The following is a 22,166-nucleotide window of genomic DNA, read 5'->3' on the forward strand; positions in this document are numbered from 1 at the left end:
GCAATAATGGTTAAAGTAGGAAAAGACGTTCATGTTGTGTTGGGTATGGAAATTCATAAATGAGGATGTGTATAAATGACAAATGTAAATGGATCATCGCAGCCATGTGGTGGGGTGCAACTTCACTTGTGGCAGACCGATAAGTTTAAAACAATCTCTTGTATTTTAATGATCAAGTCGCCTCTCTCTGTAGATACGGTGACAGCCCGCGCGCTCATCCCACATATTTTGCAACGCGGGACGAAGCAGCACCCGAACCGAATGGCGCTCAAGCGAAAGTTAGATGATATGTACGGCGCAGTGCTGGCAACAGATGTGCAGAAAAAAGGGGAGCAGCACGTAATCACATTTCGTATAGATGTTGCTTCTGAACGGTTTTTATCTGATCAGATTACGCTATTTCAAGAAGCGTTAGCATTGCTACACGAAGTGCTCACTGAGCCAAACCAAGAGGATGGCGTATTTTCTCAAGCGATTGTTGAGCAAGAGAAGCGCGCGCTAAAGCAACGGATCCAGTCGGTATACGATGATAAAATGCGTTATGCAAATGTACGTATTACAGAAGAGATGTTTTCTGAGGAGCTCTATCGTCTGCCTGCTTATGGGCGTGAAGAAGATTTAGCCACGCTTACTTCGGAAAATATTTATGATGTATATAAGCAAATGCTGGCGCATGACCGGATGGATTTATTTATTGTTGGTAGTTTTGATGAAACAGCAGCAAAAACGACTGTTTCCAAGTTGTTTGGGGCTGAGCGGTCCATTCAAGCACAGCAAGCAGCAAGTGCACCAAGCCCGTCAGTTGTTCAAGAGAAGGTTGTTCGTGACGAGCAAAAAGTGAAGCAAGGAAAGCTCCATATGGGGTATCGCACGTATACAACGTTTGCCGATGATGATTACGAAGCTGCGCAAGTCGCAAACGGGATTTTTGGTGGGTTTCCATCGTCAAAGCTATTCATAAATGTGCGCGAAAAAGAGAGCCTTGCTTATTACGCGGCTTCCAGGTTGGAAAGTCATAAAGGTGTACTTATGGTCATGTCAGGAATTGAATTTGACAAATATGATCGGGCAGTGGAGATTATTAAAGCACAAGTTACAGCAATGAAGCAAGGCGATTTCACCGAAAAAGACATTGCGCAAGCAAAAAGCATGTTGTTAAATCAGTTGTGGGAAGCAGTCGATACAGCACGTGGGTTTGTGGAGTTGTCATATCACGAAGTCGTCGCAAACGCTCGTCGCTCCTTATTAGACAGGGCCGAGGCAATTAAACAAGTGACAAAAGAAGACATTGTGCAGGCTGCGAACAAGTGGGAGCTAGACACGATTTACTTTTTGACAGGGGCAGGTGAAGCAAAGTGAAGCGGCTCGAGTATAAGCAACTAGGCGAATATTTATACCACGAACAGTTGGAAAACGGATTAGACGTTTATATTTTACCAAAAGATGGTTTTCATAAAACGTTTGCTACGTTCACAACGAAGTACGGTTCGGTTGATGATACATTTGTTCCGCTTGGTAAAGACGAACCAATTAAAGTGCCTGATGGCATTGCGCATTTCCTTGAGCATAAAATGTTTGAAGATGAAGATGGGGACGTGTTCCATACATTTGGAGAACAAGGCGCTTCCTCCAATGCTTTTACGAGTTTCACACGAACGGCGTATTTGTTTTCAAGTACGACGCAAGTTGAAAAGAATGTGAAAACATTGCTTGACTTTGTCCAGAAGCCATATTTCACGGATGAGACGGTAGAAAAGGAAAAAGGGATCATTGCACAAGAGATCACGATGTACGATGATAATCCCGATTGGCGCGCTTATTTTGGTACGATCGAAAATTTATTTGAGAAGCATCCTGTAAAGATTGATATTGCCGGGACGATTCCTTCTATTACAGAGATTACAAAAGAGGATCTTTACACGTGCTATGAGACGTTTTATCATCCAAGTAACATGTTGTTATTTATTGTTGGTCCGGTTGATCCTGAAGTGATGATGACGCTCGTGCGAGAGAATCAAGCGGCAAAAACGTTCCCAGCACCTGAAGACATTGTCCGCCATGTTGCACCTGAAACAACACCAGTTCACGTAGCTACACGGACGATATCGATGCCGGTGCAGACGCCGAAATGTTTTGTTGGCTATAAAGAAAAGGAGCCGACACGACAAGGGACAGATTTATTAAGACATGAACTGGCTGTGAAAGTGGTATTAGATTTAATGTTCTCACCTAGCTCTAAAGCATACGAATCGTTGTATGAAGCAGGTGATATTGATGATTCCTTCTCTTTTGATTATACGGCAGAGTGGGGCTTTGGCTTTTCGATTATTGGTGGTGATAGCAACAATCCAGACCGGCTTGCGGAAAGAATCACTGAAACGATTGAGGCGCATCAAAAAGATGGTCTATGTAAAGAAGAGGCAGATCGTGCGATTAAAAAGAAAATCGGCGCTTTCTTGCGTTCGTTGAATTCCCCCGATTTTATTGCAAATGAGTTTACCCGCTATCAATTTAATGGGATGAATTTGTTTGATGTTGTGCCGACACTAGAGACGTTAACACTTGATGATCTACAGACAGTCTTAACAGCACATTTCACAGCTGACTACCAAACAATTTGCATCGTCCGTGATGAAGGGAAGTAATATGCGTGTCTTAGTGACAGGTGCGACGGGGGATATTGGCGCTGCAATCGTTGATGTTCTTGCGCCAAAGTCTGAGCTAATTTATGCGCATTACTATCAAAATGAACATGGGAAAGAGCTTCTGGACGATCGCTACAATCATATTACATGGATACAAGCCGATTTGACGACGCTTGCTGGTGCGGACACACTTGTGGCGGCGCTACCTGAATGTCCAGATATCATTGTACATGGAGCCGGTTTCGCAGAGCCTGCGTTGTTACAAGATGTGACGGATGAAAAGCTTGTTGCGTTCATGAATGTTCATCTATTGAACCCCATTCGCATTACACGTACACTGCTGCCAACAATGATTGAACGAAAAGCAGGAAATGTGGTGGCGATTTCATCCATTTGGGGCAGTATGGGCGCAAGTATGGAAATTCCGTATGCTTCAGCAAAGAGTGGTCTAAATGGGTTTGTAAGAAGCTTAGCGCGAGAAGTTGCGCCGAGTGGTATCCGTGTCAACGGCGTAGCACCAGGGGCAATTGCGACAAAGATGTTGACCACGTACTCTGAGGACGAGAAAGCGATGCTTGCTGCAGAAATTCCAGCTGGGCGATTAGGCTGCGCAAAAGAGGTTGCTGATGCGGTTTCGTTTTTAGTCAGTGAACAAGCAACATACATTAACGGACACATTCTTTCTGTAGATGGCGGCTGGTCTTGCTAAAAATGTATAACTTCCTTCTGTTTAGCAGATGATATGTCTGTATGAATATGAACAAGGAGGGAATGCACATGTCTGTCTTAGACAGCTGGGATCATTGGAAACAGTTTTTAGGTGGTCGACTTGAACAGGCGCAACAAGAAGGAATGAGTGAAGAGGTCATTACTGATGTTGCCGAGCAAGTGGGGGCTTATTTAGCGGAACAAGTAGAGCCGAAAAATGAGCAAGAGCGCGTGCTGGCAGAATTGTGGCGTGTTGCTGATGCAGAAGAGCGTCATGCGATTGCCCATATGATGGTGAAGTTAGTGGACCAATAATGAAATAATAAAAACGCCGCCATTACGTGCGGCGTTTTTTTGAAAAAAATTTCTGTATTAAGAAAACCCCTTTCATTTGACAACAAAATCTTATATGATAAAATCAGGTATCCAGCGTAGCAAATGAATGAGTTGGTCATTGCATTCCGCATTTTGATATGAAAGGTGTGGTACGATGAAAGAGTGGTATTTTGAGTACCAACTGCATGAAAACCGTCCGGGCATACTTGGAGACATTGCATCTTTACTCGGGATGTTGTCAATTAATATCGTGACAATTAATGGGGTAAACGATACACGAAGAGGGATGTTACTACGAAGTGTGGACGATGACCATGTGACGCGCTTTAAGGCGATTTTACATACCATCGGAAATGTGACGGTAACAAAATTTCGTGAACCACGTGTGCGCGATCGATTAGCCATTAGACATGGGCGTTACATTGAGCGTGATGCGATGGAGAAAAAGACATTTCGCTTTATTCGCCATGAGCTAGGTTTGCTCGTTGACTTCATGGCTGAGTTGATGAAAAAGGATGCGCACTATTTAATTGGTATTCGTGGGATGCCACGTGTTGGGAAAACAGAGTCAGTTGTAGCCGCAAGTGTGTGTGCAAACAAGCGCTGGTCTTTTATTTCTTCCACGTTATTGCGACAAACGGTGCGCAGTCAATTGGCGGATGATGAGCTAGAAGGGGACCATATTTTTATTATTGATGGGATTGTGTCGACAATGCGTGCGACAGAAAAGCATCGACTTCTTGTTGACGACATTATGCGCTTACCCTCGGTCAAAGTTGTGGAGCATCCAGATATTTTCATTCGCGAAACAGAGTATGAACTAGAAGATTTTGATTGCATTATTGAATTACGTAATGACGATGCTGAAGAAATTACGTATGAAATGGTGGAGTCTGGATTTTCTTCATTTGATATTAGTTAATCTAGAAGTCAGAGATCAGAAGCCATAGTCTATTATGACAGAAATTCAAGACAGAAGTCTTCAATGATTTGTTTATTTAAGAAAGTGTCTTGACCTGATGACTGACTTCAGTATCCCGAAACAAGTAGGTGTAATCATGTCTGAATTAGGAAATCACTTAAAACAAGTGCGTGAAGAGAAGCAACTCACTTTGGATGATTTGCAGCGTACAACAAAAATCCAGAAGCGCTATTTGCAGGCAATTGAGTCAGGGGACTTCCATAGGTTACCGGGAATTTTTTATGCCAGGGCATTTGTCAAAGCTTATGCAGAAGAAATGAACCTTGATGCAGAAACATTATTAAAAACGTATGAACATGAATTGCCTGATGCACAAGAAAAAACAACACCTTTGCCAGCGAGATCAGAGAGGAATAAAACAACAAACGAAGGGGAAAGTGAGACACGAAGTGCCATACCCCGCAAAATGATTGCTGCTTTTTTACTTGTAGGCATGCTATTTGTCGTATTAATCATTGCGTGGCAATTAGGTGTGTTTAGCAGTGAGACCCTGACACCTGGAAAAGATGAACATACGTCGGAAGAGAAGAAAGCACCCGCTAGTAAAGACGATAAGCGTGAAGAGGATAACAAGTCAGTAGCAGAAGAAGCTCAGGCAGAACTTTCATTAAAAGAAAAGATAGGCAACCGCAAAGTATATATATTGACTGGCGTAGACGCATTTTCGGCGGTTGTGACGATTGTAGAAGGTGGGGACTCTTACGTTGGTGTACGCGAACCTGGTCAAACAACAGACGTTGAATACATCGATGCTTACAGTGAAAGCCGTGTATTTAAGCCGGATCTCTCGTCGTGGTCGGCGGTGGAATTTAACATTGGGAATGCTGCCGATGTCACTTTAGAAGTGAACGGTCTTTCAATTGAAATTGAGCCAGAGCCGACAAGGCAATATATTGTCGTTGAGTTGGAGAAAACTCTTGAGTAGCTGCTGATTTTCTAACTTGTATACAACGCTCCTTTTATCGTTCTAACTATGGTACAATAAAGAAGATGTAGCAAAATAGTATACAAGTTTTAGCAAAGGAAGGGAAGAACGTGAATTTACCGAACAGAATTACCGTAGCAAGGATGATATTAATTCCTGTTTTCATGCTATTTATGCTTGTGGAGTTTCCGTTTGGGGAGTTAAAGATTTTTGGTGAAGACATTACGTATGCGATGCTGATTGCGACAGCATTATTCATTGTTGCAGCAGCGACTGATTGGCTGGACGGTTATTATGCCCGGAAACGAAACCTCGTAACGAGTTTTGGTAAGTTTTTAGACCCACTTGCAGATAAGTTGCTTGTAGCGGCTGCATTAATTGGCCTAGTGGAATTACAACTTGTTCCTGCGTGGATTGCCATTGTTATTATTAGCCGAGAGTTTGCAGTAACAGGCATTCGTCTTGTTGCTGCATCTGCAGGAGATGTGATTGCGGCAAGTGCATTAGGGAAATGGAAAACAGTTTCACAAATGGTGGCGATCATTGCGAGCTTATTACATAACATACCTTTCTCGGCTCTCTCAATTCCGTTTGCGACAATTGCTTTACAAGTGGCTGTCGTGTTGACCATTTGGTCTGGGATCGATTATTTCCTTAAGAATAAGCATATCATCTTACGGTCGGTATAATAGACACTGTTTCTTCTATGGACTTCCTTCAAGAAAGGAGCGGGCTGCTTGAAGGCTGAAATTATTGCCGTTGGGTCGGAGTTATTGCTTGGGCAAATTGCGAATACGAATGGTCAATTTTTGTCACAACAATTGGCTTGTATCGGTATTGATGTTCATTTTCATACGGTTGTTGGGGATAATGAACATCGGTTACAGTCTGCGCTCGTTATCGCAGATTCACGTGCCGATTTGTTCATTTTAACTGGTGGATTAGGGCCTACTAAAGATGATTTAACAAAAGAAGTTGTTGCACATTTTTGTAAGCGTCCCCTTGTGTATGACTTAAAATCAGTGAGGGCAATGGAGGACTATTTTTCCAGTAGTGGTCATCCAATGACGGAAAACAACCGGAAGCAAGCACTCGTTATTGCGCAGTCGACGGTATTGCAAAATAAGCATGGGCTTGCACCTGGGATGATGTATACACGTGAAAATGGGAAGATGATTGTGCTATTGCCAGGTCCTCCGAAGGAAATGAAACCGATGGTGTTGAACGAATTATTGCCCCTTTTACAGGGGAGCAGTAAGCAAATGATGATTAAGTCACGGGTGTTACGTTTTTTTGGGATTGGCGAGGCAACAATTGCAGCAAAGCTTGACTCATTATTACAGACACAAACGAATCCAACCATTGCCCCACTTGCAAATAATGACGAGGTGACGCTTCGCTTGACTGTCAAACATGCGGATCCAATTGAAGCCGATCGTCGACTAGATGAAGTGGAGGAAGCAATCTGTTCGCAGGTAGGCAATTACTTTTATGGTTATGACGATACATCTTTGGCAAAAGAAGTGTATTTGCGATTAAAGATGCGTGACTGGACGATTGCCGTTGCGGAAAGCTTAACAGCAGGTTTGTTTACAAGTGAACTGGCGACGATTTCTGGCGCTTCTCGCGTATTGGTAGGTGGGGTGACAGCTTACTCGTTCAGTGCAAAAAAAAGTATATTAGGTGTGTCAGCACGAACGTTAACGGATGAAGGCATGATTAGTGAGGCGTGTGCACATGAAATGGCATTAGGTGTGCAGGCTCTTTACCAGTCAGACGTTGCGATTGCGCTAACAGGAGTGGCCGGCCCTGAGGAAATGGAGGGTCAGGCAGTGGGTACGGTGTGGCTGGCAATGAAACTTCCTGACAGTCAAATGATAACAAAGCGGCTCATGATCAATGGTCACCGGCAGACTATACGAGCACGTGCAGTGAAATACAGTTTGTTTTATTTATTGGAACACTTAAAAAGGGGTATAGGAACCAAATGACATATTTTACAGATTTCAACATTTCAGAGCAAGTGAAGCGAGCGATTCAAGAGATGGGGTTTGAAGAGCCATCTCCAATTCAAGAAAAAGCCATTCCAGCCATTTTGACGGGTGGTGACGTGATTGGTCAAGCGCAAACAGGAACAGGTAAAACAGCTGCGTTTGGTATCCCCGTCGTTGATAAAGTGACCGAGGCACAACATATTCAAGCATTGATTTTGACACCGACTCGAGAACTTGCGATCCAAGTATCTGGTGAATTGCAAAAGCTTTCGGCGTATAAGCGAATTCGGATATTACCAATTTACGGAGGGCAATCAATTGGTCATCAACTGAAAGCGTTGCGACAAGGCGTGCAAATTGTGGTAGGAACACCAGGGCGGATGCTTGATCACTTACGCCGTGGCACATTACATTTAGATAAAGTGCACACAGTTGTATTGGATGAAGCCGATGAAATGTTAGATATGGGCTTTGTTGATGACATTGAATCGATTTTAAAAGAAGTGAATGATGTTCGGCAAACACTACTCTTTTCGGCAACAATGCCGCCACTGATCCGCAAATTGTCACGTAAATATATGGTGAAGCCAACGACAGTGACCATTAATAAAGGAGAAGTGACCGCGCCACTCATTCACCAGTTATATTATAAAGTGTTGGAGCGTAATAAGATTGATTCCTTGTGTCGTATTATCGACAGTGATGACGTTGAACTTGGTATTTTGTTTTGCCGGACGAAAAAAGGAGTGGCAGAATTAACAGAAGCATTGCAAGCTCGTGGTTATTTAGTTGATGGTCTACACGGTGATCTTACACAGTCACAGCGTGATGTCGTGATGAAACGGTTTCGTGAAGCTTCAATCGAATTTTTAATTGCAACAGATGTAGCTGCCCGAGGGATTGACGTAGAGAATGTCAGCCATGTGATTAATTATGACATTCCGCAAGACCCAGAAAGTTATGTACATCGGATTGGACGTACAGGGCGCGCTGGACGTAAGGGTGTTGCATTGACACTTGTGACCCCAAGAGAAATGAAACATTTACGGGCGATCGAAAAAGAAATAAAAATGACCATTCCATCACAAGAAGTCCCGACGATTGAAGAAGTCGTTGAAAAACAACAAAACTCATGGAAAAACCTCATTGAAGAGACCATTGCGCAAGGTGGAAAAGAGATGGAACTGTTTTCTCCGTTGGTAGATGAGATTTTGGAGACACAGTCAGCGAAAGACGTCATTGCAGCATTATTAAAAATGAAATTTTCTACTGAAAACAAGGGTGAAGATACAGGCTATAGCTTTGGTGAGACGGGTGCAGATAAAGGCATGGTGCGTTTCTTTATTAACGTTGGAAGAAATGTCAATTTCACGCCGAAGATTGTTGCTGAAGAAATTAGTACTCTTGTCGGCATTCCAAAACAAGCGATTGGCCGCATTGATATTTTTGAGAACTTCTCATTTGTTGATGTGCCAGAGTCAGCAGCACCGTTTGTGTATGAAGCGTTGCGTTATTCGCGCATGAATGGGGCACGGGTGAACTTATCACCAGCGAAACCACGTCCTAAGCGCGATCGTTCACCGTCTCCTTCATCTGCGAGACGACGCTAGTATACAAAAATAAGAGGTCATCACCGGTTGCACAACAAGGTGATGTCTTCTTTTTGTAAACATACGAATAAATGTTCCTCTGCCTATTGTCTGATCGTCAAAAACAAGGTATGATAGTAACAGAAGGATTTCTAGCGTAAGCGTTCGATAATCATTCATTCAGAAACAGAAGGGTGGTGTACTGTTATGTATAATGTGGACGTTTATACATAACAGCAATAACATGAGTGAGCGTAAACAGGCATTAGACATGGCATTACGGCAAATTGAAAAGCAATTTGGTAAAGGATCGGTTATGAAACTTGGTGAGCAAGCAGAGAGACGAGTTGAAACCGTATCGAGTGGTACGTTGGCGCTTGATATCGCCTTAGGGGTAGGTGGTTATCCAAAAGGACGGGTCATTGAAGTCTATGGACCGGAGTCATCTGGAAAAACGACAGTCGCACTTCACGCAATTGCAGAAGTGCAGCGTAATGGAGGTCAAGCTGCTTTTATTGATGCTGAACATGCGTTAGATCCCGACTATGCAAGTAAATTAGGCGTGGATATTGACGAATTGTTATTATCGCAGCCAGACACAGGCGAACAAGCACTTGAGATTGCTGAGGCACTTGTTCGTAGTGGGGCATTAGACATTATTGTTGTCGATAGTGTAGCGGCGCTTGTACCAAAAGCGGAGATTGAAGGAGAGATGGGTGACGCGCATGTCGGTTTGCAAGCACGTCTGATGTCCCAAGCTTTACGAAAATTATCTGGGGCCATTAACAAATCTAGAACACTCGCTATCTTTATTAACCAGATCCGTGAAAAGGTTGGTGTCATGTTTGGAAACCCAGAAACGACTCCTGGAGGACGTGCCCTCAAGTTTTACTCCTCGGTTCGTCTCGAAGTACGTCGGGCAGAGTCTTTGAAACAAGGAAACGAGATCATTGGTAATCGGACGAAAATTAAAGTGGTGAAAAATAAAGTTGCCCCACCATTTCGTGTAGCAGAAGTAGATATTATGTACGGTGAAGGAATTTCAAGAGAAGGATCGATTTTGGATATTGGTGCTGACCTTGACATTGTCGAAAAAAGTGGCGCGTGGTATTCTTTCCAAGGAAATCGTCTCGGTCAAGGGCGTGAAAATGCAAAGCAGTTTTTACGTGAAAACGCGCATGTTGCAGCAGAGATTGACCAATCCATTCGCGCACATCACGGGCTTGATACAAAAAAGTCTGATGGGGCACTTGAACAAAGTGTCGAGGATACACCACTTCCAGTAGAGTAAATATTTAAGAGTCAAGCTGCCCGTTTTTTGGGTAGCTTCTTCCTCTTGTGTGAAGTGTGAGATAGGAGAGATTAATAGATGATTACGTTTCTTTACTTTACAGACACACATATTCGTGGGACCACACCGAAAAACCGGCGTGACACCTTTTCAGAAACATTAAAAGAAAAAATTACTGAAGTGATGAGCATTGCGCAAGAGGAACAAGTGGATGTGCTCCTGCATGGCGGAGATGTGTTTGACCGACCAGACCTGTCTCCACGTGTCGTTAGTGAATTTGCCCCGTTGTTTTTCCAAGCGCCTGCGCCAATATATACAATCGCCGGCAATCACGATACGTTTGGGCATAACCCAGATACGGTGTCACGAACGATGCTCGGGCTGCTTGATGCAGTAGGTGTGATGAAGTTATTGCACCCAAAAGCGCCGGTTGTCCTCGAACGATCAGGTGTGCGCATGCAAATTTCTGGTCAACCGTACCATTATGATTTAGATATTCGTGATCCAAAGCTCGATTATTATCCTAACAACGAGACGGAGGCTGACGTGCTCGTTCATTTAGTACATAGTATGCTCGTTGAAAAAGCCTTGCCAGAAGGTGTGCCGCATACACTTGTTGATCACATATGGTCGACGACAGCTGATATCGTGTTAACCGGGCATTTTCATAGTGGATTTGGGATCAAAGAGCGAGATGGCAAGTTTATTTGTAACCCAGGTGCGATTGCACGTGTGAACAATCATTGGACGGAAATGGCGCGTATACCAAAAGTGATCATTGGCCGTGTCACAAAAGAAGGGATAACATTAGAAGAACGTGAATTGACAGTGGCGAAGCACGGCGAGGATGTACTGGATCGCGTGTATGTCGAAAAAGCAAGCCATCAAGAGAAGCAATTGCATGCGTTTGCGCAGCAAGTGCGGGCACAAGCAAATTTCCGAACATTAAATATGAATGATATCATTGATGAAATTGCGTCGGTGTCAGATGTGGAAAATCATATAAAGGAAGAAGCGCTGCGACGTGTGACGACCGTGCAAGAGCGGTGGGAGGTGGCAGAGCATGAGTAATCTTTTAGAAGTACGCTTGGAAAACTTTCAATCTCATTTAGATACGAGTATTTCTCTGCACGAAGGATTAAATGTCATTGTCGGACAATCTGATAGTGGGAAAACAGCCGTGTTGCGAGCGGTACGTTGGGCGTTATTTAATCAGCCGCGAGGAACGGATTTTCTTCGGGTCAATGCAGATTTTGTTCGAGTGACGTTAACATTTGCAGATGGTACGCTGCTCATACGCGAGCGAACAAGTTCAAAAAATCGTTATATCATTAGAAAGCCTGATCGTGAAGAGATGGTGTTAGAAGGATTTGGATCGCAAGTGCCAGAAGAAGTACTACAGGCGCACGGGATGCGTCCATTTCGAATTGATCGTGATCATGAATGGCCATTGCAAATGTCTGGTCAATTAGAAGGCCCTTTTTTGCTAGAGCAGACAGGGTCATTGCGTGCAAAAGCAATTGGGCGCATGAGCGGTGCGCATTATTTGGACATGGCCATTCGTGATGTGACAAAAGATGTATATACATTACAACAACAAACAAAGAAGAAAGAACAAGATGCGGAGACGTTGAAAACATCGCTTGAACCGTTTCATTTTTTAGACAATGCAAAGGAAAAGTTAGACCGTGGTTTTCGCTGCTTACAAAAGGCAAAAGAATTACAAACGAAACATGACCGCCTCGAAGTGCTTCAAAGTCGTATGCAAGCGCACGAGAAATTGATGGTCGAGACAGAAGCAGCGCTTGCAAAAGTTGAGGCGTTACCACGTTGGGAACGTCGTTATGAACACCTACAACAAAAGCAAACTCATTTACGACAGTTGCAACGTTTCTATGTACATTGGAAAGAGATGATGACCAAAGAGAAGTCGTTACAAGAATGGTTGAAAAAGACAGCAGAAATTGATGTTGCCTATACAACCCATGAGACGTTATCACTTCATGTGAAGCGAAGAAAGCAGCTTGAACATACGCAAGCACAGATGAAGAAACTACAGCAAGATGAGCAAACATGTTTGCACGCAGTAAGCCAAACACATTTCGTGGCGCAATTGAGCACGGCTCATTTGCAAGACATCAGTGCACAAGCTAGACGACATGCTGAGTTGTTGCGATTACAAAAGCAGTGGAAAATGGTTGATCAAGAAATGACAGTGACGAGACAGATGGAAGTCGATGACGATCATATTAGCGCAGCAACGAATAAATTAAATGATGTGACAGGCGCGACGCAAAGATTGCTCACTTTACAAACGTGTGAAAAGTCGTTAACTGAATTGCAAAGACGACTTGATGAAGGTAGAGTGTTTGTTGCGGCGAAAAAAGAAGAAGAAGCAAAATTATTCGCACGTTACCAAGAAAAACTGAACACACTCGGTGTGTGTCCGACATGTGGACAAGCAATTGAAAATGACTGAGGAGGTCAAGCGTCATGAAAGTGGAACAAGACTTAGAAAGAATGAAGCAGTCAATTGATAAAGCAAAGGATGTTCGTTATCGTGCAGAAGCAAAGTTGGAGGAGCTAGAAAATCAAAAGCAACGGTTGCTAGCAGAGCTAGAGGAGCTAGGTGTGAAACCGGAGGACTTAGAGATGGAAATTTCAAGGCTGGGTGCGGAAATTGAGCGTTCGATGGAAGAGGCATGGGCACTTATTCCAAAGGAATTGGTGAATCATGAATCATGAAAAGTCGTTTGCCTCTCTCGCTAATTCTTTGCAAATGGCTCGTGATCAATGGGTGCGTTTAGATGAAAAACGGCGCTTGTTGCAAGAGCAGCTAGAACAAGCAGCAGCATCACTTGAAGAAGACTATACAATTTTAGACACATATGAAAAGGCAAGGCTCTTGTTGCAGCAGTCTGCTGAGTATGCGCGAAAGCAAGCAAAGCAACAAATGGAACAAATTGTCACAAGTGCGTTGCAATACGTATTTGGTCCGTATATTTCGTTTCACATTGAATTAGAAGAGCATGGAAGTCGTGCTGTTGCAGAGATGTATGTCGTTTCAGATTATGAAGGGATTGAAGTGAAGACCAAACCCCAAGATGCTCGTGGAGGTGGCGTTGTTGATATTGTTTCACTTGCATTACGTGTCGCTTTGATGGAGACAGCAGAGCCACGACAAGAGGGACCATTACTACTAGACGAGCCAGGCAAGCATGTGTCTGGAGAGTACACGTACCACTTGTATGAATTCCTAAAGTCACTCTCTACAACATTCGGGCGTCAAATTGTCATGATCACGCACAACCAACATTTGACAGAATCTGGTGACCGTTCTTTTCTCGTGACAATGCAGGAGAGTGGCTTGAGTGAGCTGGAGGAAATCATCCATGCTTGACATTGTCCAATATGCCACGTAAAATAAGATAACGATGCAGTCAATAGATGTTTTTGGATGTTGACACTGATAAGTTGGAATGATATGAAGATGCCACTTCTATTTATCGTGTGCCATCGCATCTCATTGCTGTATTCTATAAAAGATTGTTGGTTACCCATTTTTATTTTAAATGAGTGCCAAGTGCCATAGACCAGGATAGGAAGAACAATGCTTCGTTAAACGTCGCGCATCGTTCTTTTATGCTGTAGCGTGGATGTAAATGTGTTATTGAAATGTGGTTATAGTAAAGCCCAACAATTGGATAGCAAGGGAGGTGGAATGATGGCAGTTTTTGAAATGAATGCCTTAACGCTCATCCTCATAATACTTGCTTTCTCTGCATTCTTTGCAGTTGTTGGATATCTTGTTCGAAAATCACTTGCTGAAGCAAAAATAACGAGTGCTGAGCATGCAGCGAAGCAAATCGTCATGGATGCGAAGCGAGAGGCTGAGACTAACAAAAAAGAAGCAATTTTGGGAGTCAAAGATGAAATTCATAAGCTTCGCAGTGAAGCTGAGCATGATGTGCGCGAGCGAAGAAATGAAATTCAAAAACAAGAGCATCGTTTGGTTCAAAAAGAAGAGATTCTCGATCGAAAAAGCGAAACTCTCGACAAAAAAGAAGAATCGTTAGAAAAACGGGAGGGATCTCTCGCCAAAAAACAACGACAAGTTGAAGAGATGGAAAGTAAGATGAATCACCTCTTGACCGAGCAAAAACGAGAGTTGACACGGATAGCGGGATTGACACGTGACGAGGCGCGAGCAGCTGTGCGTAAAGAGATTGAGCAAGAAGTGGCACATGAGTCAGCGATTTTGATAAAAGAAAGTGTCACCAAAGCAAAGGAACAAGCGGACAGACAAGCAAAAGAAATTTTATCTTTGGCGCTACAACGTTGTTCAGCGGATCACGTTGCTGAGACAACAGTCTCGGTTGTTAGTTTACCGAATGATGAGATGAAAGGGCGGATTATCGGTCGCGAAGGCCGTAATATTCGCGCGCTTGAGACGTTGACAGGCATTGACTTGATCATTGATGATACACCGGAGGCAGTAATTTTATCCGGATTTGATCCAATTCGTCGTGAAATTGCTCGTTCAGCACTAGAAAAATTAGTACAAGATGGACGAATTCACCCAGCACGAATTGAAGAAATGGTTGATAAGGCTCGACGTGAAGTTGATGAGGCGATTCGTGAATACGGTGAACAAACGACGTTTGAAGTCGGTGTTCACGGACTACATCCCGACATCATTAAGATTTTAGGTCGGCTTCGTTTCCGTACGAGTTATGGTCAAAATGTGTTGAAGCATTCAATTGAAGTGGCTCATTTAACAGGGATCATGGCTGCGGAGCTTGGAGAAGACGTGAAGCTTGCTAAACGTGCTGGCTTACTACATGATATTGGAAAAGCGATTGATCATGAAGTGGAAGGTAGCCACGTTGAAATTGGCGTAGAACTCGCAACGAAGTATAAAGAGCACCCTGTTGTCATTAACGCGATTGCTTCGCACCATGGTGATACGGCAGCAACATCAATTATTTCAACCCTTGTGGCAGCCGCAGACGCCTTGTCAGCAGCACGCCCAGGTGCACGTCGTGAGACACTTGAAACGTACATTCGCAGGCTCGAAAAACTTGAGGAAATTTCTGAGTCATTTGAGGGTGTTGAAAAGACGTTTGCAATTCAAGCAGGACGTGAGGTACGCATTATGGTTCGTCCAGATGTTGTTGATGACACGTTGGCGCATAAGCTAGCGCGCGATATTACGAAGAAAATTGAGCAAGAGCTTGATTATCCGGGTCATATTCGCGTCACAGTGATTCGTGAAACACGTGCAGTCGAATATGCAAAATAAAGTGGCGTGAGCCACTTTATTTTTTTAAGAGAAAGTAGGGATGATGTGAGAATATTGTTTATCGGTGATGTTGTTGGTGCACCGGGAAGGCAAATGGTTCATACATATTTAAAGTCATTAAAACAAAAATTCCGCCCAACATTTACGGTCATTAACGGCGAGAATGCAGCGCACGGTAGAGGGATTACAGAGAAAATTTACAAGGAATTTTTGGACGATGGCGCGCAAATGGTCACGCTAGGAAATCATGCTTGGGACAACCGCGACATTTTTTCCTTTATTGATGAAGCCAAATGGCTAGTACGTCCTGCCAATCTCCCTGAAGGTACGCCTGGCGTTGGATATCGCATAATGAAGGTCAATGAATATAAAATTGCGGTCATCAATTTGTTAGGTCGAACATTTATGAATCCAGCTGATTGTCCATTTCATGCAGTGGACCAACTTCTTGTGCACATTCAAAAAGAGACACCAATTATTTTTGTTGATATGCATGCTGAGACAACAAGCGAAAAGCAGGCAATGGGTTGGTACCTAGATGGTCGAGTGACCGCGGTTGTTGGAACACATACGCATGTACAAACGGCTGATGAGCGAATCTTACCGGAAGGGACTGCTTATTTAACCGATGTTGGCATGACGGGTCCAAGAGATGGGATTTTAGGGATGGACAAAAAAGCGGTCCTACATAAGTTTTTAACGACCTTACCCGCACGTTTTGAAGTGGCTGAAGGTCGCGCTCAACTGAATGGCGTTGTGATAGACTTTGATGACAAGACAGGGAAAGCAAAAAAAGTCATGCGAATTCAAGTAGACGATGATCATCCCCTTCTTTAAAAATGACCGGCATATTTATTCCTTTCAAATCGTAAACATGAGATAAGGCGCTCGTATGAGGGGAGTTTTCGTCATTCATGCGTAGCTGGCTACAATGATTTTGTGCGCTGTCTCAAGTTGATACGAGGAGGAATAGGAATGGATGTTTTAAAGGTTTCAGCAAAGTCTACACCAAATTCAGTTGCAGGTGCTTTGGCAGGTGTCATTCGTGAACGTGGTTCAGCGGAGATTCAAGCCATTGGCGCAGGCGCGTTAAACCAATCGATTAAAGCCATTGCCATTGCCCGAGGATTTGTAGCGCCCAGCGGTATCGACCTTGTGTGTGTGCCGGCGTTTACCGATATCCAAATAGATGGGGAGGAGCGCACGGCGATTAAGCTCATCATCGAGCCGAGGTAATGATAAACGAAGGAATGCCCTAAAAAGGAAGGCGTTCCTTCGTTTTTTAATATAAATGGACATGCTGTTTATCTGTTCTGACAACAAGCTGATCTAAACCTGTACGTGGTGTATATCCTGTTTCTGAGAAAGTACGAACAAAGGTAAAGTTCAATCTTGTTACTTGCGCTAATAAATAAGCAGAGCGCGTTGCCCCAGGTCGGCGCTGGGAATTTAAGTGCGCAATGACTTGTGCTGCTGTTTTTGTTGCAATACCGTGTCCGAAGTACAAATCCCATTCTAATTTGATTGTATTTTCTCCCCGCCATACATCATTATTGGGATCAAAGTCGGGGTTGTTAAAATAGACACAATCACCGATGACAAAATCTGTGCCTTTGGTTGTTACAAGGTTAAGGGCTGCATCATGCTCCCACGAGTAAAGATATAAGTTACGAAACAAACGGTTAAATGAGGCACGATCAATGGAATCCAGTACCGCTTTATAAAAAAGAATAATAATGGCTGTTGCACATTCAAAATCGTACGCATGACCGTTTCGGAAAATGTCATCAATGGCATCGGCAGCATTCACATGTGGATGAAGTAAAAAACCACCATTGGCTAACCGCCGAAAAAAGTAAGGGTTGCAGCGGGAGTATGCGAATGCTGTGAATCCAGCACCGCTATTCATCATTAAATAGGATGCGGCGACAATATTTCTGCGTAAAGCAATCTCGAAACTTAGTTGTGCAAGTGAATCATATTGGTATGTGACATGTGTTGACATGAGGCTTTGTAAGATTGCTTTTTCATGTGAAGACAAACTAAGTTGTGGTGGTGTTGTTTTTACCGGTTTACCAGCAATCTCAATCATGATGCGCGACTCCTTTCAAGCTGACATAAAGAAATAAAGTCCAGTCTATTCCGTATTATTATATGAATGGAGGAAATGAAAGGTGACCGGCTATTAGAAAGCTTGATTTGATTTCACTCCTAGGTTTATCGTATAATAACAAGAGTCGTTTTTTAAAATGATGGTTCAGATGTTAGGGGCCAGACGTTAGCACTGGCTAACAGTTGGCGCGTGATATTTGCATGTTGGACAGGAAGAAGGAGTTGAGCACTTGTGACAAAAGATTACAGTCAGTATTTTGACTTTAGCGATGCGAAAATTGTCTCTGAAGATGACGAGAAAAAAGTCATTAAAATTAAAGGTAGAGAAATCGCCATTTACGATCAGCCAAATTATCGGGCAGGTCGAAAGCGGAAGCGTGAGGATGTACAAGTATTGCGTCCAGAAAGTGTTGTGCCTGAACCACTACAAAAATTCGGTGTCGGTAAAAAATTTCTTATTCGTACGTACGGTTGTCAAATGAATGTGCATGACTCAGAGAACATGTCGGGATTGTTGCATGATATGGGTTTTGAAGAAACGACGGAAACAACAGAGGCAGATGTTATTTTGTTAAACACATGTGCAATTCGGGAAAACGCCGAAAATAAAGTGTTTGGAGAGATTGGCCATTTAAAACCATTGAAACGTGAAAAACCGGAGCTCGTGATTGGTGTGTGTGGCTGCATGTCACAAGAAGAATCGGTTGTGAACCGCATTCTCCAAAAGCATCAACATATTGATTTAATCTTCGGGACGCATAACATTCACCGCTTACCGCATTTGTTGCAAGATGCTATTTTTAGTAAAGAGATGGTTGTAGAAGTGTGGTCAAAAGAAGGTGACATTATTGAAAATATGCCACGTGTCCGTCAAAATAAAACGCAAGCTTGGGTGAACATTATGTATGGCTGCGATAAGTTTTGCACGTACTGTATCGTTCCTTACACCCGTGGGAAAGAACGGAGTCGCTTGCCGGAGGACATTATCGCTGAAGTGCGGGACTTAGCACGTCAAGGATATAAAGAAGTGACGTTACTTGGACAAAACGTCAATGCGTACGGAAAAGACTTACCTGGTGATCACGGTGGGCTCGGTGACCTCATGGATGCCATTCATAAAATTGATATTCCTCGTGTCCGTTTTACAACAAGTCATCCGCGTGATTTTGATGATCATCTTATCGATGTGCTCGCACAAGGAGGCAATTTAGTCGAGCACATCCATTTGCCAGTACAACATGGTAACTCTGATATTTTAAAGTTAATGGGACGGAAGTATACGAGAGAAGCGTATATTACACTCGCTAACAAAATTAAAGCGGCGATTCCAAATGCATCATTTACGACGGATTTAATTGTTGGTTTTCCGAATGAGACAGAGGAACAATTTCAAGATATGTTGTCATTGGTGGAAGAAATTGAGTTTGATGCGGCTTACACGTACATTTATTCACCACGTGAAGGCACACCCGCTGCACGGATGGAAGACAACGTCCCAATGGATGTGAAGAAAGAACGATTGGCGCGCTTAAATGCACTGGTAAATGAGATTTCAGGCAAACATAATCTTGCTTATCAAGATAAGGTGGTTGAAGTGCTCGTAGAAGGTGAAAGTAAAAAGAATCCAGACGTCCTTGCGGGACGCACACGAACAAACCGGCTTGTGAATTTCATTGGTCCAAAATCGGTCATTGGTGAGATTGTTTATGTACGCGTAACAGAAGCAAAAACATGGTCACTTGATGGAGAAATGGTGTCGGTACAAGTAGAGGAGCGTGCGAGATGAGCGAGCAATATACGCGAGATGAAGTGAAAGAAAAGGCAAGAGAACTAGCAAAGATGCTTGCAGCAACGGAGGAAGTGGACTTTTTTAAACGTGCAGAAAAGCAAATTAATGAACATTTGCGTGTGCAGGAGATGATTGCTGAAATTAAACGTTATCAAAAAGAAGCGGTTAATCTGAAGCACTATGGGAAAACAGAAGCTTTGAAGCAAGTAGAAGAAAAGATTGATTCATTACACGACGAGATCGATCAAATACCACTTGTCCAAGAGTTCAAACAAAGTCAGACAGATGTCAATGAGTTGCTTCAAATGATTACCCACATCATTTCAAGGACGGTCACAGATGAAATTATTCGTTCGTCGGATGGAGACTTGATGCGAGGAACAACTACAAAATCCCCGTTCCACCCGTGTTAAGAGAAAAAGCACAGTTGCCCTATTATGAGCACTGTGCTTTTTCTTATAAAGAAAAGTCCCTAATTCCACGTCTAAACTCTCCATGTCCGTCATAGCTTGGTAACGTAGGGGTTTTCTCCGTAAACATCAGCGAAAGGCTTTGAATCCCCGTAGGAGAACACCCCGGAGTAGTATGGGTTTTGCGAAAGATTTTGCATCCCCGTCAGAGACCATCTTGAGGTATAGGGTGTTCTCGCAGTATGAATGAGTGTTTTTCTTCTCTATTTTTCTTGCGTAGAAAATATCGGAGACGTAAGGAAATCATTTGTACACATGGTCAATGCTAATTTGTAAAAATGGAGGGAATGGAATGGCGAAGCCGAGAAGTGAAACAAGTTATCGCGAAATCATTACACGAGCTGTCTGTGGTAAAGGGCGAAAATTCTCAGAAGCGACACATCATATTCAACCAGGAGAAATGCCCACAAGTATTTTAGGGTGTTGGATTATTAACCACACTTATAAAGCAAATAAGCGTGGAGACACAGTTGAAGTCAGTGGGACATATGACATTAATGTATGGTATTCGTTTGTGAATAATACAAAAACAGATGTGGCCACACAAACGGTATCTTATACTGAGATTGTCCCTCTCACGATGAAAGACGAAAATGTGATTTCAGAAGAGCTTGAGGTTGTCGCGAAAGCTGTGCAGCAACCAAATACGTTAGAAGCAACAATTTCTGAAGACGGAAAGACGGTTGAAGTGCAAGTGGAACGCGATTTTATTGTTGAGTGTGTCGGAGAGACGAAGGTTGCGGTTGCAGTCAATCCAGACGGACTGATTCAAGAATACCCAGTGGACCAAGTGACAGAAGAAGAAGATTTTGAACAAATTGATCCACATTTTATGCAACATAAGAGATAGGAGAATGAGCTTGCTTGCGGGCAAGCTTTTTTGTTATATGGCCAAAGACACCTTTGCCGAAAGATGGCAAAGGTGTCTTTTCTCGTTCGTCAATACTTAAGGTATCACCATAGTTATTCTTTAGTCTTGAGAAATTTTTACAATGGTAACTTGTGCTGCATATTGAGGTCCGTTAGCAAAAAAATCGTGATCTGCGCCAGATGTTGGTCGCAACGTTAAAGGAGGTGACGCTGCGCCCACAGTGATAATTAGTCCGGCCGATAAAATATGCGCATTTGCAACGCCTGCAGGGATATTATAGTCTCCAATACGGCTGCCATTAATGACGCCACCCATGTTGAATTCGAGTGCTAAATTATCTGTGCCAGTAGAAGAAGCTGCGTTCGCAGTATAATAGGTTAAATAGGTTCCCTCAGCCAAGTTAATGTTTGTGTTGCTAACAGCTATACTAAATGTGATGTTGGATCCACCATTATCAACAAGTACGACATTAAAGGGAATATCTGTATCGTCAGGATGGTTCGTGAGCGTGTTGCTTTGACCAATGGTCATAAAACTTGTGACGAATGGTGGTCCAGTAGGTCCAGTAGGTCCAGTAGCCCCAGTAGGTCCGGTAGGTCCGGTAGGTCCGGTAGGTCCAGTAGGTCCGGTAGGTCCGGTAGGTCCAGTAGGACCAGTCACGCCCCCAGTAGGTCCGGTAGGTCCAGTAGGTCCAGTAGGTCCAGTAGGTCCAGTAGGTCCAGTAGGTCCGGTAGGTCCAGTCACGCCTCCAGTAGGTCCGGTAGGTCCAGTAGGTCCGGTAGGTCCAGTAGGTCCAGTAGGTCCAGTAGGTCCAGTCACGCCTCCAGTAGGTCCAGTAGGTCCAGTAGGTCCGGTAGGTCCAGTGGTCCCAGTAGGTCCAGTAGGTCCAGTAGGTCCAGTAGGTCCAGTAGGTCCAGTAGGTCCGGTTACGCCCCCAGTAGGTCCGGTAGGTCCAGTAGGTCCAGTGGTCCCAGTAGGTCCAGTAGGCCCAGTAGGTCCGGTAGGTCCAGTAGGTCCAGTAGGCCCAGTAGGTCCAGTAGGTCCAGTAGGTCCGGTAGGTCCAGTAGGTCCAGTAGGTCCAGTAGGTCCAGTAGGTCCAGTAGGTCCAGTAGGTCCAGTAGGTCCAGTAGGTCCAGTAGGTCCAGTAGGTCC

The 22,166-nt window shown here is 43.6% G+C and carries 22 protein-coding genes; 20 read left to right on the forward strand and 2 right to left on the reverse strand.

What is annotated here, in order from left to right; genetic code table 11:
* Positions 1-75: 75 nt before the first annotated feature.
* From yfmF to BLT29_RS09925, 17 genes are all read left to right on the forward strand, one after another.
* A complete protein-coding gene (yfmF, locus tag BLT29_RS09845) occupies positions 76-1,359 on the forward strand; it encodes an EF-P 5-aminopentanol modification-associated protein YfmF (RefSeq protein ID WP_090776154.1) in 1,284 nt (427 codons plus the stop codon).
* Positions 1,356-2,645, forward strand: a complete 1,290-nt coding sequence (gene yfmH, locus BLT29_RS09850; protein WP_090776155.1) for an EF-P 5-aminopentanol modification-associated protein YfmH — start codon at positions 1,356-1,358, stop codon at positions 2,643-2,645. Before yfmF ends, yfmH begins: the two co-directional genes overlap by 4 nt.
* A gap of 1 nt (position 2,646) precedes the next feature.
* The gene (gene ymfI, locus BLT29_RS09855) at positions 2,647-3,354 is read left to right on the forward strand and encodes an elongation factor P 5-aminopentanone reductase (protein ID WP_090776156.1); all 708 of its coding nucleotides are present in this window, start codon (positions 2,647-2,649) and stop codon (positions 3,352-3,354) included.
* Positions 3,355-3,422: 68 nt separating this feature from the next.
* Complete coding sequence (locus tag BLT29_RS09860) at positions 3,423-3,668, forward strand: DUF3243 domain-containing protein (RefSeq protein ID WP_090776157.1); 246 nt, start codon at positions 3,423-3,425, stop codon at positions 3,666-3,668.
* Positions 3,669-3,843: 175 nt separating this feature from the next.
* Positions 3,844-4,611, forward strand: a complete 768-nt coding sequence (locus BLT29_RS09865; RefSeq protein ID WP_090776158.1) for a DUF3388 domain-containing protein — start codon at positions 3,844-3,846, stop codon at positions 4,609-4,611.
* A 136-nt stretch (positions 4,612-4,747) separates the two neighbouring features.
* Positions 4,748-5,596 carry a helix-turn-helix domain-containing protein gene (locus BLT29_RS09870; protein WP_176763885.1) on the forward strand — a complete coding sequence of 283 codons (849 nt, stop codon included), beginning with the start codon at positions 4,748-4,750 and terminating at the stop codon, positions 5,594-5,596.
* A 110-nt stretch (positions 5,597-5,706) separates the two neighbouring features.
* Positions 5,707-6,285 (forward strand): CDP-diacylglycerol--glycerol-3-phosphate 3-phosphatidyltransferase, encoded by a 579-nt coding sequence (gene pgsA, locus BLT29_RS09875; protein ID WP_090776160.1) that lies wholly within the window; start codon positions 5,707-5,709, stop codon positions 6,283-6,285.
* A gap of 48 nt (positions 6,286-6,333) precedes the next feature.
* Positions 6,334-7,587: a competence/damage-inducible protein A gene (locus tag BLT29_RS09880; RefSeq protein ID WP_090776161.1), complete on the forward strand. Its 1,254-nt coding sequence runs from the start codon at positions 6,334-6,336 to the stop codon at positions 7,585-7,587.
* The gene (locus BLT29_RS09885; protein ID WP_090776162.1) at positions 7,584-9,200 is read left to right on the forward strand and encodes a DEAD/DEAH box helicase; all 1,617 of its coding nucleotides are present in this window, start codon (positions 7,584-7,586) and stop codon (positions 9,198-9,200) included. The genes BLT29_RS09880 and BLT29_RS09885 overlap by 4 nt, the downstream gene beginning before the upstream one ends.
* 223 nt (positions 9,201-9,423) lie before the next feature.
* Positions 9,424-10,470: a recombinase RecA gene (gene recA, locus BLT29_RS09890; protein ID WP_090776185.1), complete on the forward strand. Its 1,047-nt coding sequence runs from the start codon at positions 9,424-9,426 to the stop codon at positions 10,468-10,470.
* Positions 10,471-10,548: 78 nt separating this feature from the next.
* Positions 10,549-11,541 (forward strand): metallophosphoesterase, encoded by a 993-nt coding sequence (locus BLT29_RS09895; RefSeq protein ID WP_090776163.1) that lies wholly within the window; start codon positions 10,549-10,551, stop codon positions 11,539-11,541.
* Entirely contained in the window at positions 11,534-12,949 is a 1,416-nt protein-coding gene (locus BLT29_RS09900) for an AAA family ATPase (protein ID WP_090776164.1), read from the forward strand. The genes BLT29_RS09895 and BLT29_RS09900 overlap by 8 nt, the downstream gene beginning before the upstream one ends.
* A 14-nt stretch (positions 12,950-12,963) precedes the next feature.
* Positions 12,964-13,215, forward strand: coding sequence for a hypothetical protein (locus BLT29_RS09905; RefSeq protein WP_090776165.1), 252 nt, complete (start codon positions 12,964-12,966; stop codon positions 13,213-13,215).
* On the forward strand, positions 13,205-13,870 hold the full coding sequence (locus BLT29_RS09910; RefSeq protein WP_090776166.1) for an ATPase: 666 nt from the start codon (positions 13,205-13,207) through the stop codon (positions 13,868-13,870). The genes BLT29_RS09905 and BLT29_RS09910 overlap by 11 nt, the downstream gene beginning before the upstream one ends.
* A 339-nt stretch (positions 13,871-14,209) precedes the next feature.
* Positions 14,210-15,772, forward strand: coding sequence for a ribonuclease Y (gene rny / locus BLT29_RS09915; RefSeq protein WP_090776186.1), 1,563 nt, complete (start codon positions 14,210-14,212; stop codon positions 15,770-15,772).
* Between the two features lie 45 nt (positions 15,773-15,817).
* Positions 15,818-16,609 carry a TIGR00282 family metallophosphoesterase gene (locus tag BLT29_RS09920; protein ID WP_090776167.1) on the forward strand — a complete coding sequence of 264 codons (792 nt, stop codon included), beginning with the start codon at positions 15,818-15,820 and terminating at the stop codon, positions 16,607-16,609.
* Between the two features lie 138 nt (positions 16,610-16,747).
* Entirely contained in the window at positions 16,748-17,008 is a 261-nt protein-coding gene (locus BLT29_RS09925; RefSeq protein WP_090776168.1) for a stage V sporulation protein S, read from the forward strand.
* 46 nt (positions 17,009-17,054) lie between these two features.
* Here the strand turns inward: BLT29_RS09925 and BLT29_RS09930 are convergent, their stop codons facing one another.
* Positions 17,055-17,864: a protein-glutamine gamma-glutamyltransferase gene (locus tag BLT29_RS09930; RefSeq protein WP_090776169.1), complete on the reverse strand. Its 810-nt coding sequence runs from the start codon at positions 17,862-17,864 to the stop codon at positions 17,055-17,057.
* A 252-nt stretch (positions 17,865-18,116) separates the two neighbouring features.
* Between BLT29_RS09930 and miaB the strand changes: the two genes are divergently transcribed.
* From miaB to BLT29_RS09945, 3 genes are all read left to right on the forward strand, one after another.
* Entirely contained in the window at positions 18,117-19,670 is a 1,554-nt protein-coding gene (gene miaB / locus BLT29_RS09935; protein WP_090776170.1) for a tRNA (N6-isopentenyl adenosine(37)-C2)-methylthiotransferase MiaB, read from the forward strand.
* Positions 19,667-20,086 (forward strand): YlbF/YmcA family competence regulator, encoded by a 420-nt coding sequence (locus BLT29_RS09940; RefSeq protein WP_090776171.1) that lies wholly within the window; start codon positions 19,667-19,669, stop codon positions 20,084-20,086. Before miaB ends, BLT29_RS09940 begins: the two co-directional genes overlap by 4 nt.
* Positions 20,087-20,435: 349 nt before the next feature.
* Positions 20,436-20,993 (forward strand): outer spore coat protein CotE, encoded by a 558-nt coding sequence (locus BLT29_RS09945; protein ID WP_090776172.1) that lies wholly within the window; start codon positions 20,436-20,438, stop codon positions 20,991-20,993.
* 120 nt (positions 20,994-21,113) lie between these two features.
* Here BLT29_RS09945 and BLT29_RS13390 read toward each other — a convergent pair.
* Positions 21,114-22,166, reverse strand: a 1,053-nt coding sequence (locus BLT29_RS13390) for a hypothetical protein (protein WP_176763886.1), incomplete at its 5' end; no start/stop codon positions are given.

The sequence above is a fragment of the Shouchella lonarensis genome, assembly GCF_900096965.1.
Classification (GTDB): Bacteria; Bacillota; Bacilli; order Bacillales; family Bacillaceae_D; genus Shouchella; species Shouchella lonarensis.